Origin of the sequence: Flavobacterium sp. LAR06 (assembly GCF_041946075.1) — a bacterium.
GTDB lineage: Bacteria > Bacteroidota > Bacteroidia > Flavobacteriales > Flavobacteriaceae > Flavobacterium.
On sequence record NZ_JAUTYT010000005.1, the window covers coordinates 269,466 to 282,748 of the forward strand.

Here is a 13,283-nt window from a genome sequence, read left to right on the forward strand (position 1 = left end):
TTAGTTTAGTCTCTCAATACTTTCCATTCTTAAACAATATTCCGTTCCTAAATAGAGTGGGTTTCCGTGTTTTTCAGACCAAAAGCCGTCCAATACGTCTTTGGTTATGCATCGGTAAACAGCAACTCCTTTAAACGTTTTATTGTTTTCTCCTTTGTAGTTAAAATTAATGACCAGAATATTGTCTTTAAAGAAACCGTAACCTTTTTGCTCTTGTGTATTACTAATAACCCAATGCGCAATAATTCGGTTGTTTTTATCTAACGATAAAGTCAAAATACCTTTATAAGTTAGTTCCTGGTTTTCATCCTGATTGCTTCCGGAAATAGAATAGGTGCCAATTAAATCTTGTATAGTCATTTATTTGATGATGCAGAATTATGGAGCTAAATAAGATGTAACAGAAACAAGCTAACTTGATTCTTTTCTAGTAGAATGTAGAATCAAGTTAAGTTTGTACTAAAATCTTGTTAAGAACACATTAATCCATTGGTTGGAGCAAATTTATAAAAATATATTTGACAGATGGTATGCAAGGTATTTTGAACTAATTTAGTTTTGCAATATCCTTGAAGAAGTAATTTCAATATCCGCATATTTCCAGGCATTGTTAAAGCTAATTTTTGCTTCGGTAGATTTTTTTTTGTCGTCAAGTTTTTCGAAAGCAACAACAAGCCCTTTAAAAGCCCAGCCATTATTGGGAAAGTTTTTTAAATCATCCTCATATATTTTTACAGCATCATTATATTTTCCTGCACTAATCAAAACTGCGCCTAAATGATGACGGACGGAAAAAAACCAATCTGGCGGTTCATTATAATTTAGGGCATCTTCTTTTGCCATGGCTTCTTTCAAAAGTAGAATTGCCTGACTGTATTTCTTTTCTCGGGCATAAATTTCTCCTTCCAAAGTTTTCGAGGCAATTTCACATAAGTCAAATACGCTATTGATTCCCCAAATTGTTAAATCTTTTATTTTAGGATCGGTCATTATTTTTCTCATGGAGGCAAGGTGTTTTTTTGCTTCGACTGTTTGATTTTTAGATAACATTGCCATTCCTTGCGCATAATGCCAGATTACCAATGGGTATTTTAACTCTTTTTCTGGCGGCGGAGCATTTAGGATCTCTTGCCATAAACCAAGTTTTACCTGAACATACCAGGGAATAGCGTAATAATGTTGTAATGTGGACCATGCAGGGTCACGAAGCAGTTTTTTATGGGCATGATTAGCCGTTGCAAATGCACCTTTTATGGCAAGTTTACTTTCTCCGCTTAATGTGGCACAGGCCGAAAGAAAATGATAGTTATGAGGATAATAGGCTAGGGGATATGCTCCCTGGGCATGACATGCATCAATATACAAGCTGTCAATTTCGACTGCCTTTTGATTAGCAGTGACACCATCATGGTAACGTCCGGTTCTTATATAAATATGTGATGGCATATGTACCAAATGTCCGGAACCCGGAACTAAATTATAAAGCAAGTCGGCACTGCTTTCTGCATTTTCAGGATGTTGAGACATTTCTTCAGCATGTATATAAAGATGGTTTGCGCCAGCATGTTTTGGTTCTATCACCAAACATTCTTTAAGTACTCTTATTATTTCGGGTGTCCAAGGCTGCGGTTTTCCGTCTTTATTCCATAAATCCCAAGGATGTTGATCCATTAAGGATTCTGCAAAAAGGGCGCCTATCATAACGTCTTTAGGATATTTTTTATATACTTTTCGCATGGCCACAGCATAGGATGAGTCGAGTACTGATCGTATAATTGTCGTATCTTTAGAATAGCGTTGTGTTAAAGCATTAATCAAATCTTTTTCTTTTTCAGTACAAGATGCAGAATATGTCTTTGCTTTTTTTACAGCGTCGAAAGCCCATATAAAATTATCTTTTTCCATACCAGCATTGTAATTGGGGCCAAGAACATAGGCATAACCCCACCATCCCATCGCGCATTGAGGTTCTTGACGTGTAATCTCAAAAAAGGAACGTGCTGCTTCGGCATGATTAAATCCGAAGGAAAGCATTAATCCTTGATTAAAATATTTTTGGACTTCTGTATTTTTTGTAGTTATTAGAAAATTAAATCCATCTAGTCCTGTAAATAAAGGTGCTTTTTTACCTGATGAATACCAGCTTTTGTCTGAAACTTCGGGTATACTGCAGCTGTAATTATTGGTCACGCTACTTGTTTTAGTGGTTTTGTTTTTTGTATCCCGATTGCAGGAACAGCAAACTAAAATTGAGCAGAATAAATAGAAAATGTTTCGCATGATTTCATTTTTTACGTTCTTAAATTTATAAAAGACTACTAGAGTCAATAATTCATTTTCTCTATTTTCATTTTTTTTCTCCCATTGCTACAATCATTTCGCAAGGGCCGACAAAACGGTTATCTGATTCAAAACTTTTAAGTTCATTCTCTATTTCAAGCCATACAGATTCTTTCTCCAAATCTGATAAAGTGCTTAACATTTGATGCAAGGCACCAAAAGATTCTTTTTCAAACTGTACACATTCCGCTGCTGAAGATAAATGTAGTGGTGAATCAACAAGCTCAGATTTTACATTAACAAATCCGGCATCAGTAAACGCTTTCTCTATAACACCTTCAGAACCTAAACTAAAAGGACCAGGCTGACCTAATAGTGGTGGGGGCAATTTAGCTCGGTTTCGAATAATGGAAACAGGTATTGAGAAAAATTTATTCTTTTCTGGGGTCGAATAAACAATTGCTGCTACTTTCCCACCTGGTTTTAATACCCTTAAAATTTCTTTCAATGCTTTTTGCTGATTGGGAAAATAAATCAAACCAACCCTCGAAATTACAGCATCAAATGATGCATCATCCAGTTCTAGATTTTCACCATCCATTACTCTTGTTTTAACATTGTTTAAGCCATTCTCACTGACCATTTTTTTGGCATACTCAAGAATATTTGGTGAAATATCGGTAGCTAAAACAGAACCAGATGTTCCAACTTTCTTTGCGGTAGTAATGGTTTGTTCCCCAGCTCCGGCAGCGATATCCAGAACGTGGTTACCTTTTGTAATACCGGCAAGTTCCAGCATTCTGTCGGTTGAAGGGCCAAGCCACTGATGAAGCGTATTACTCCATCTGTACCATGCATTGGCAGCTTCTTGCCATTGTTCTCTAGTGTTGGTTTTATACTTGATAGGGTCAAATTGCATGTTGTTAGTTTTCATAATATCAGTATTTTACATTAAAGTTACATTAAATTGATTATTACTGGTTTAAAATAAACATGAAAAGACCTGAATCATTCAAAATTAGATTAATCCTATCTAATGCTGTACGACTTGTTGTGTAAAAATTGGGTGTTAGTAAACCAAATAAGAGGAGTACTCAAGGAAAAATTTTCGATTCTCTTTGTCCTTTATTTAATAAAATTAAATGAGTCAGAATATTAAAAATAATCCACTTCACATCTCAGCGAGTTGATTTTGAAGAGCAGCAATAGAAATTTTCCTTTTTATAGAAGATAGTTGTAAAACGTTAAACCTATTCAATTAATTAAATTTTGAATTTATTTCTTCAAAGTCAGTTTAAAAATGATCAAGACAGGAATTACATCTTCTTGTTTAAAATTATTTTATAGTCTGTAAGCAATTTAGTTCCTATCGCTTTAGTAAAGTTTTTCTTTAAAATAATAAGAAATCTGTCAGTGGAAAATTATAGCCATTTATTTTTATTCTTTTGTTTTTTTAATAAAAAAACGGCAAAACAGTATTTTCGCTAAAATTAAAGCTGATTAAAATTGATAAAATAATTATTTTTTATCAATTTTATTACATAGACTGTTTTTTATAATGATTTTTTCTATGTAATTATTAAAAAATTATAGAAGCAACCGGTTGTGTGTTGAAATGTTTTTTTATATTTGTAATAAATACACTTATTAGCTTTTGGATTCAATTACTTTTTTATATAACCTAAACATTTCCAGGAGATGTTGTAATACAAGAACAATTAAAATGAAACAGCGACAGATATTTTTACTATTATCATTATTATTTCTTTTCTCTTTTAATGGGGTAAACTTTGAAGGTACACTTGGCAAAGGGCCCGTCTTTTCTAATGTGGTCTACACAGGCGACGATACTATTTACAAAAAGTACTTATTGAAATCAGATGAATTTTATTCGCCTGTTTTACAAGGATGTTACCCTGATCCTGCCATTACCAGAAAAGGAGATGACTATTATATGGTTTGCTCTTCATTTGCTATGTTTCCGGGTGTACCGATTTTCCATTCTAAAGATTTAGTAAATTGGACAGATTTGGGAGGCGTATTAAATAATGTTTCCGAATTTAACCCTCACGATACAGGTATCAGTCAGGGTGTATATGCTCCAGGTATCACATATAACCCTCACAATGATACTTTCTATATGATTGTGACTGCGTTTACGGGTAATATGGGTAATATCATAGTAAAAACAAAAGATCCTATGAAAGGTTGGGGAAGTCCAATAAAATTAGATTTTAACGGAATCGATCCTTGTATATTTTTTGATGATAATGGTAAAGGTTATATCGTTCATAACGATGCTCCTGATAAAGGAAAAGAGTTATATGAAGGCCATCGTGTCATTAAAGTGTGGGAATATGATGTTGCAAATGATAAAGTAATTCCAGGTACTGATAAAATTATAGTAGACGGAGGTGTAGATCTTTCAAAAAAACCAATATGGATCGAAGCACCGCATTTGTATAAAAAAGGCGGACATTATTATTTAATGTGTGCAGAAGGTGGTACAGGTGATAATCATAGCGAAGTTGTTTTTATTAGTGATAGTCCAAAAGGGCCTTTTAAACCATCTTCAAATAATCCGATTCTTACGCAAAGATACTTTCCGCAAGACAGGCCCCATAAAGTAGACTGGGCTGGCCATGCAGATTTAGTTCAGGGACCGGATAATAAATATTATGGAGTGTTTCTGGGTATCCGTCCTAATGATAAAAACCGTGTAAATACGGGACGTGAAACTTTTATGCTTCCGGTTGATTGGTCTGGAGTTTTTCCTGTTTTCGAAAATGGATTAGTTCCTCTGGAGCCAAAAATAAAAATGCCTAAAGGTGTTACTGAAAACAAAACAGGAAAAGACGGATTTTTCCCGAATGGTAATTTCACGTTTATTGAAAACTTCACTTCTCAAAAATTAGATTACAGATGGATAGGTCTAAGAGGACCTCGCGAAAAATTTACTTCGGTAACTAAAAAAGGTCTCGAGATTAAGCCTTTTGCAGTAAATATTAAAGAAGTGAAACCAACATCAACACTTTTTTACAGACAGCAACATAATACTTTTTCTTTTGCAACAACACTGGAGTATAAACCAGCATCTGAAAAAGATCTGGCAGGAATTGTTTGCCTTCAGAACGAGCGTTTTAATTACGTTTTTGGTATAACGAAAAAAGGCAAAGACACTTATGTTTTATTGGAAAGAACTGAAAAAGGTGCATCAAAAATTGTTGCAAGTGCTAAAATTGAAATCAAGAAAAATATCCGTTTGCAGGTAAAAGCAGCAGGAGATAGTTACGAATTTAGCTATGCTTTAAATGGTACTGATTATGAAAATTTAGGAGGAAGCGTTTCAGGTGATATTCTTTCAACAAATGTGGCCGGAGGTTTTACAGGAGCATTAGTAGGCTTGTATGCTACGGCTTCAAATGATGCTCAGGTAAAATAATGACAGGACTTAAAATATTTATATAATGAAATCAATAATTAGGTATTTCGTATTTGCAATTCTTTTTTTAATAGCACAAAAAGGATATTCCCAAGATCCGAGTTTTCACGTTTATTTGAGTTTTGGCCAATCTAATATGGAAGGTTATGCTAAAATTGAAGCACAGGATAAAGTTGGCGTTGATGATCGTTTTCAGGTTTTGCAAGTCGTAAATTGTCCTGATCTTAATCGTACAAATGGAAATTGGTATACCGCAATACCGCCACTATGTCGCTGTAGTACCGGATTAACGCCGGTTGATTATTTTGGAAGAAACATGGTAGCCAATTTGCCTAAAAATATAAAAGTTGGGGTTATAAATGTAGCGGTTGGTGGTTGCAAAATTGAACTTTTTGATAAAGATAAGACAGCAGAATATGTTGCAACTGCACCAGACTGGATGAAAGGAATACTGAAAGAGTATGACAACAATCCCTACGCACGACTTGTGGAGATGGCAAAAATTGCACAAAAAAATGGCGTTATTAAAGGTATTTTGCTGCATCAGGGTGAATCTAATACTGGTGATACACTTTGGCCTCAAAAGGTAAAAATAGTGTATGATAACTTGATAAAAGATTTAAATCTCGATCCAAAAAAAGTTCCATTGCTTTCAGGAGAAACTGTGAATGAAGATCAGAATGGTAAATGTGGAAGCATGAACAAAATTATTGCGACACTGCCCAAAACAATATCGAACTCTTATGTGATTTCATCTAAAGGATGCACTGCTGAGCCTGATTTTTTACATTTTAATGCGGCAGGTTACAGAGAATTGGGAAGACGTTATGCTGATAAAATGCTATACTTACTGGGTTATAAATTCTCAGAAGGTAAAACGCCTTTAAGAGTGCAGGCGCCGGTTGGTTTTGATCAGTTAAATTCTAATATTCCATCCGGAAAAATAGAAAGTATTACTTATGAATCTAAAACAGTAGGTTCGGTAAGAAAGGTTACGGTTTATACGCCTCCGGGATTCAATAAAAAGAAAAAATATCCTGCTCTCTATCTTTTGCACGGAATTGGTGGTGATGAAAAGGAATGGCTAAACGGAGGAAATCCGCAGGTTATATTAGACAATCTGTATGCTGAAGGAAAAATAGAACCGATGATTGTTGTAATGCCAAACGGCAGAGCGATGAAAGACGATACTGCTACCGGAAATATAATGGCTTCGGATAAAGTACAGGCATTTGCGGTTTTTGAAAAAGATCTGCTCAATGATTTAATTCCGTTTATCGAAAAAAAATATCCTGTTTACAAAGACAGAGAACATCGTGCTATTGCCGGTTTGTCTATGGGCGGAGGACAGTCACTGAATTTCGGATTAGGCAATCTGGACAAATTTGCCTGGGTAGGCGCCTTCTCAGCGGCTCCAAATACTAAAAAACCCGAAGAATTAGTTCCGAATCCGGAAGAAGCAAAAAAGAAATTAAAACTGCTTTGGATTTCTTGTGGTGATAACGACTGGCTTATCGAAAATAGCAGACGAACCCACGAATATTTAGCTAAAAATAATGTACCTCATATCTATTATATCGAGCCGGGAGTTCATGATTTTAAAGTTTGGAAAAACGGTTTGTACATGTATTCGCAGTTTTTATTTAAGCCTGTTGATCAGTCCCTTTTTCCATTCTATACTATTTTAGGAGAGCCGGCACAAACTAACATTCGTAATGCAAAGTATCCGCAAATATTGCCAGACAATCGTGTAGTTTTTAAAGTTAAAGCTCCGGAAGCTTCAAAAGTACAAATTGACTTAGGCAAAAAGTATGATATGGTAAGAGATACCGAAGGATTATGGACCGTTACTACAGATGTGATCAATAAAGGATTTAATTATTATTCGTTGCTTATTGATGGTGTGGCTGTAGCCGATCCGTCAAGTGAAACGTTTTACGGCATGGGACGTATGGCAAGCGGTATTGAAATTCCGAATAAAGAAGGAGATTTTTATGCTTTAAAAACAGTACCACATGGCGATATCAGAATTACAAAATACTTTTCGAAAGCAACTAATTCGTGGCGTGAAATGTATGTTTATACACCACCAGGTTACGACAATTCTACCGAAAAATATCCTGTTTTATATCTTTTGCATGGAGGAGGCGAAGACCAAACCGGATGGGCAACTCAGGGTAAAGCCAATTTAATTTTAGATAATTTAATAGTCGAAAATAAAGCTAAACCAATGGTGATTGCCATGCTTGACGGTAATATGGGAAGTGCCGGAGGAGTAGCTGGTTTCAATGAAAATGCATTGAAAGCTTTTGAAAACGAATTAAAAATGGGCGCAATCCCTTTTGTAGAAAGTAATTTTAAAGTAGCAGCAGATGCTAAAAACAGGGCTTTAGCCGGTTTGTCTATGGGGGGATTGCAGACACTTTATGCGGGTGTTAAAAATTCAGATCTGTTTTCCAGTATTGGCGTTTTTAGTTCTGGTTGGTGGGCTAATAATGCAACATTATCAGAACCGCAATATGAGTTCATGAAAAATAATACCGCAACTATTAATTCAAATATTAAAAACTTTTGGATTTCAATGGGAGGTAAAGAAGATATTGCTTTTGAAAATTGCAAAATCATGATGAGCAAGTTTGATCAAATGGGTATTAAATATCAATATAGCGAGTATCCGGGCGGTCATACCTGGCCGGTATGGAGACATGATTTATTTATGTTTGCTCCGTTGTTATTTAATTAATTATTCCGAATACCTCAAAAGAATTCAAAAGACAAAAAATTATGAAAATATATTGGATTGGCATATTGCTGTTTTTGGGAGTTTCATTAGCTGCTCAGCAGAAAGATGACTTAAAGCTTTGGTATAAAAATCCTGCCGGTGCTGTATGGGAAAATGCCCTGCCAATAGGAAATGGTTTTCAGGGTGCTATAGTTTATGGAAATATTGAGAAAGAAATTTTTCAATTAAACGAAGCAACGGTATGGAGCGGAAGTCCGAACAGGAATGACAATCCCGATGCAAAACACGCATTGGGAGAAATACGAAAACTTATTTTCCAGGGAGAATATAAAAAAGCAGAAAAGCGGATCAATGAAAGTATAATCACTAAAAAATCCCACGGACAGATGTTTCAGCCTGTGGGGAATTTAGAATTGAGTTTTTCAGATCAGCACAATTTTAGCAATTATTATCGTGAACTTGATATTGAAAACGCCGTTGCAAAGACCACTTATAAAGTTAATGGAATTACCTATGCCAGAGAAGCCTTTACATCTTTTCCGGATCGTGTTTTAGTGATAAAACTTTCTGCTGATAAACCCGGAAAAGTATCATTTACAGCAGCTTTTACATCGGAACATAAAAAACAAGAAATATCCGTTAACGGCAATAATGAACTTTTGCTTTCCGGAACGACAAGTGATCATGAGGGGATAGAAGGAAAGGTAAAATTTAATGCACTTACAAAATTTAAAGTGAAAGGCGGACGTGTAAATACCGCCGGAAATTCAATTGAAATTAACGGTGCAGATTCAGTTGTAATTTATGTATCAATTGCTACTAATTTTATTAATTATAATGATATCAGCGGCAGTGAAAAGGAACTTGCAAAGTCTTTTTTGGATAAGGCATTTGATAAGAATTATGATAAAATGAAGCAGGCTCATATTGCTCAGTATCAAGAATATTTTAAAAGGGTTACCCTTGATTTAGGAACATCAACAGCTTCAAAAGTACCGACAGATGAAAGACTGTCCAATTTCAGAAATGTGTCAGATCCTTCTTTCGTGACCTTATATTATCAATACGGACGGTATTTATTGATTTCTTCGTCACAGCCCGGAGGTCAGCCGGCAAATCTTCAGGGAATTTGGAATGCTGGTATGAAGCCTGCCTGGGATAGCAAGTACACCATCAATATTAATACAGAGATGAATTACTGGCCGGCAGAGAAAACCAACTTATCAGAAATGCATGAGCCTCTTCTAAAAATGATTCAGGAATTAGCTCAAACGGGAAAAGAAACGGCAAAAATAATGTATGGTGCCCGTGGCTGGATGGCGCATCATAATACAGATATCTGGCGAATTAATGGTGCTGTTGACGGTGCCACCTGGGGAGTTTGGAACGCAGGCGGAGGATGGCTGAGTCAGCATTTATGGGAACACTATTTGTATACAGGCGATAGGGCTTATCTTGAATCTGTATATGAAACGCTTAAGGGCGCAGCTGATTTTTATGCTGATTTTTTAGTAAAAGATCCTGCAAATGGATGGCTGGTCGTGGTGCCTGGAAATTCGCCTGAAAATGCTCCGGCAGCACATCAGGGTTCAGCCGTTACGGCCGGCTCTACGATGGACAATCAAATTGTATTTGATGTTTTTAGCTCAGTTATAAAAGCATCAGAAGTATTGGGGAAAAATAAACAATATACAGATAGTTTAAAGACATTAAGAGATATGCTTCCGCCTATGCAGATTGGAAAAAACAACCAGCTTCAGGAATGGCTGGACGATGTGGACGATCCCAAAGACAATCACCGTCACATTTCACATTTATACGGGTTATATCCTTCTAATCAGATTTCTGCCTATAGAACTCCCGAACTTTTTGCAGCAGCAAGAAATACGTTATTACAGAGAGGTGATATATCCACAGGATGGAGTATGGGATGGAAAGTGAACTGGTGGGCAAAAATGCAGGATGGCAATCACGCTTATAGTTTAATTCAAAATCAATTAACGCCGCTTGGTGTAAACAAAGATGGAGGCGGAACTTATAATAATCTTTTTGATGCTCATCCTCCCTTTCAAATTGATGGCAATTTTGGATGTACATCCGGAATTACCGAAATGTTGATGCAAAGTTCAGATGATGCCATTCATTTGCTGCCTGCCTTGCCGGATGCTTTAAAAGAATATGGCGAAATAATGGGTCTAAAAGCACATGGCGGTTTTGAAATTAAAGATTTGAAATGGAAAGATGGAAAATTAATTGCACTAACTATTCAGTCTAATCTTGGTGGAAATCTTCGGTTAAGAACGTCAAATGAAATTAAGCTAAAAAACAATAAAGAATTAAAAATAGCTGCCGGAAAGAATCCCAATGTTTTTTATCAGACTGAAGAAGTAAAAAAAGCGCTGATTGCTGCTACAGCTACTATAAAACCTTTAGATATTAACTCCACTTACTTATACGACATAGAAACTGAAAAAGGTAAAACGTACAGTTTCGTAATTAAATAATAGCATGAAAAATCTTTTTATAAAATATAGAATCTTGTATTGCCTACTGGGTTTGGTTGTAACATCGTCCGCAGCAGCCCAAATGCAATTATTTGATTTAAAAGAGGTAAGATTAAAAGAAGGTCCGTTTAAAAATGCGCAGGATGTTGATCTTAAATATATTTTAGAACTTAATCCAGATCGCCTTTTAGCACCTTATCTCATCGCTTCGGGAATACCCGTAAAAGCAGAACGCTATGGAAATTGGGAAAGCATAGGACTTGACGGGCACATTGCCGGACATTATCTTTCTGCTCTGGCGATGATGTATGCTTCGACCGGAAATACTGAAGTTAAAAATCGATTGGATTATATGATTTCTGAATTGGAAAAATGTCAGCAAAAAAATGGCAATGGTTATGTGGGCGGAATTCCACAGGGTAAAGTTTTTTGGGATCGCATTCATAGCGGAGACATCGATGGAAGCAATTTCGGATTAAACAATACCTGGGTTCCATTGTACAATATCCATAAACTTTTTGCCGGTTTAACCGATGCTTATCGTTATACCGGAAATGAAAAAGCAAAGGAAGTTTTAATCAAACTAGGAGACTGGTTTATCGAATTAATCCTTCCGCTTTCTGAGGATCAGATTCAAAACATATTAAAAACAGAACATGGTGGAATTAATGAATCTTTTGCCGATTTATATATCATCACAAAAGACAAAAAATACCTGGAAACAGCAGAAAAAGTTTCGCATTTAACACTATTAAATCCGTTAGAGAAAAAAGAAGATAAGTTAACGGGATTGCATGCCAATACCCAAATACCAAAAGTGATTGGTTTTGAAAAAATCGGCGTACTTTCCGGAAATAAAGACTGGACCAATGCTGCGCAGTTTTTCTGGGAGAATGTTACTCAAAAACGCAGCGTAGCTTTTGGAGGGAATAGTTTTGCAGAACATTTTAATCCAACAGAAGATTTTAGCGGTATGTTAAAATCGAATCAGGGGCCAGAAACCTGTAATTCCTACAATATGGAGCGTTTGAGTAAAGCCTTGTTTCTGGATAAAAATCAGGTAAGTTATCTCGATTTTTATGAACGTACACTTTACAACCATATTCTTTCGAGCCAGCATCCTGAAAAAGGCGGTTTTGTATATTTTACTCCTATCAGACCAAATCACTATCGCGTGTATTCTCAGCCAGAAACAAGCATGTGGTGCTGTGTGGGGTCAGGACTTGAAAACCATGCTAAATATGGAGAATTAATTTACAGCCACACCAGTAATGATGTTTTTGTAAATCTTTTTATTCCGTCGGCTCTAGACTGGAAAGAAAAGGATATTTATATCGAACAAAGTACCAAATTTCCTTACCAAAATAGTACACATCTTGTTTTGAAATTGAAGAAAAGCAGAACATTTTCTATGAATATTCGTCGTCCGGAATGGGCTCAGGATTTTGAAATTTCAATCAATGGAAAAATTCAGAAAATAGAAGCAAAGCCGTCCAGTTATGTAACGCTTAACAGAAAATGGAAATCAGGAGACAAGGTTCTTGTTATATTTAAAACTTCGACACATTTAGAAAGTTTACCTGATGGTCCAAACTGGAGTGCTTTTGTAAACGGACCTATCGTATTGGCGGCCAAAACATCAAACAAAGATTTAGACGGATTATTTGCCGATGACAGCCGAATGGGACATGTTGCTTCCGGTAAATATTACCCGTTGGATCAGGCGTATGAAATGATTGGAGATAAAGCAGGGTATATTGCAAAACTGAAGGAAGAAGGAAACCTGCATTTTCGTTTAGATTCTCTGGAATTACAGCCTTTCTTTGAAATTCATGACGCACGCTATCAAATGTATTTTCAAAATTACACCAAAGAACAATATCGGGAAAAACATGCCTTATTGAAGCAGCAGGAAATTGAGGCAATGGCTTTGGAAACCAGAACTATCGATAAGATTAGCTGTGGTGAACAGCAGTCAGAAGTGGATCATCGTTATAAAGGTGAAAAAAGTGATTCAGGCTACGACGACACAAAATCATGGAGAAGTACACGCTCGTATATTTCCTATCAGTTATTAAATAAAAACAAGTCTGGGAAATACTTGGATATAAGCTGCACAGCCGATTTTATAACCGATAAAATTACCATTCTCATCAATGAAAAGCCGGCACAGATTATCTCCTCAGCAAACAAAACTATTCGATTAAATGTTGAAAACATTGAAGTTGTAAACATTACCATAAAATCAAAAGATGGAAGTAATAGTCCAAAGTTTCATCAATTTAGAATTTTAAAAGAGTAAAAAATGACACAA

At 35.9% G+C, this 13,283-nt stretch carries 7 protein-coding genes; 4 read left to right on the top strand and 3 right to left on the bottom strand.

Going from position 1 to position 13,283, the window contains the following annotated elements:
* The 3 genes from Q7C23_RS09500 to Q7C23_RS09510 form a co-directional block, all read right to left on the bottom strand.
* Entirely contained in the window at window positions 1-360 is a 360-nt protein-coding gene (locus tag Q7C23_RS09500) for a hypothetical protein (protein WP_375032301.1), read from the bottom strand.
* A gap of 192 nt (window positions 361-552) precedes the next feature.
* A complete protein-coding gene (locus Q7C23_RS09505; RefSeq protein ID WP_375032302.1) occupies window positions 553-2,280 on the bottom strand; it encodes a tetratricopeptide repeat protein in 1,728 nt (575 codons plus the stop codon).
* A 67-nt stretch (window positions 2,281-2,347) separates the two neighbouring features.
* On the bottom strand, window positions 2,348-3,214 hold the full coding sequence (locus Q7C23_RS09510; RefSeq protein WP_375032303.1) for a class I SAM-dependent methyltransferase: 867 nt from the start codon (window positions 3,212-3,214) through the stop codon (window positions 2,348-2,350).
* A gap of 789 nt (window positions 3,215-4,003) precedes the next feature.
* On the opposite strand from Q7C23_RS09510, the gene Q7C23_RS09515 reads away from it, so the two are divergent.
* The 4 genes from Q7C23_RS09515 to Q7C23_RS09530 are packed head-to-tail and all read left to right on the top strand — an operon-like array spanning window position 4,004 to window position 13,271.
* Window positions 4,004-5,722: a glycoside hydrolase family 43 protein gene (locus tag Q7C23_RS09515; RefSeq protein WP_375032304.1), complete on the top strand. Its 1,719-nt coding sequence runs from the start codon at window positions 4,004-4,006 to the stop codon at window positions 5,720-5,722.
* Between the two features lie 25 nt (window positions 5,723-5,747).
* Window positions 5,748-8,465 (top strand): alpha/beta hydrolase-fold protein, encoded by a 2,718-nt coding sequence (locus Q7C23_RS09520; RefSeq protein WP_375032305.1) that lies wholly within the window; start codon window positions 5,748-5,750, stop codon window positions 8,463-8,465.
* A gap of 41 nt (window positions 8,466-8,506) precedes the next feature.
* Window positions 8,507-10,969 (top strand): glycoside hydrolase N-terminal domain-containing protein, encoded by a 2,463-nt coding sequence (locus Q7C23_RS09525; protein WP_375032306.1) that lies wholly within the window; start codon window positions 8,507-8,509, stop codon window positions 10,967-10,969.
* A gap of 4 nt (window positions 10,970-10,973) precedes the next feature.
* A complete protein-coding gene (locus Q7C23_RS09530; protein WP_375032307.1) occupies window positions 10,974-13,271 on the top strand; it encodes a beta-L-arabinofuranosidase domain-containing protein in 2,298 nt (765 codons plus the stop codon).
* The last annotated feature ends 12 nt before the right edge of the window (window positions 13,272-13,283 follow it).

What these genes read in the sequence shown, in the direction of transcription:
- Q7C23_RS09515 (WP_375032304.1), top strand. Translation starts at nt 4,004, where the DNA reads ATGAAACAGCGACAGATATTTTTACTATTATCATTATTATTTCTTTTC.
- Q7C23_RS09505 (WP_375032302.1), bottom strand. Translation starts at nt 2,280, where the DNA reads ATGCGAAACATTTTCTATTTATTCTGCTCAATTTTAGTTTGCTGTTCC.
- Q7C23_RS09530 (WP_375032307.1), top strand. Translation starts at nt 10,974, where the DNA reads ATGAAAAATCTTTTTATAAAATATAGAATCTTGTATTGCCTACTGGGT.
- Q7C23_RS09510 (WP_375032303.1), bottom strand. Translation starts at nt 3,214, where the DNA reads ATGAAAACTAACAACATGCAATTTGACCCTATCAAGTATAAAACCAAC.
- Q7C23_RS09525 (WP_375032306.1), top strand. Translation starts at nt 8,507, where the DNA reads ATGAAAATATATTGGATTGGCATATTGCTGTTTTTGGGAGTTTCATTA.
- Q7C23_RS09520 (WP_375032305.1), top strand. Translation starts at nt 5,748, where the DNA reads ATGAAATCAATAATTAGGTATTTCGTATTTGCAATTCTTTTTTTAATA.
- Q7C23_RS09500 (WP_375032301.1), bottom strand. Translation starts at nt 360, where the DNA reads ATGACTATACAAGATTTAATTGGCACCTATTCTATTTCCGGAAGCAAT.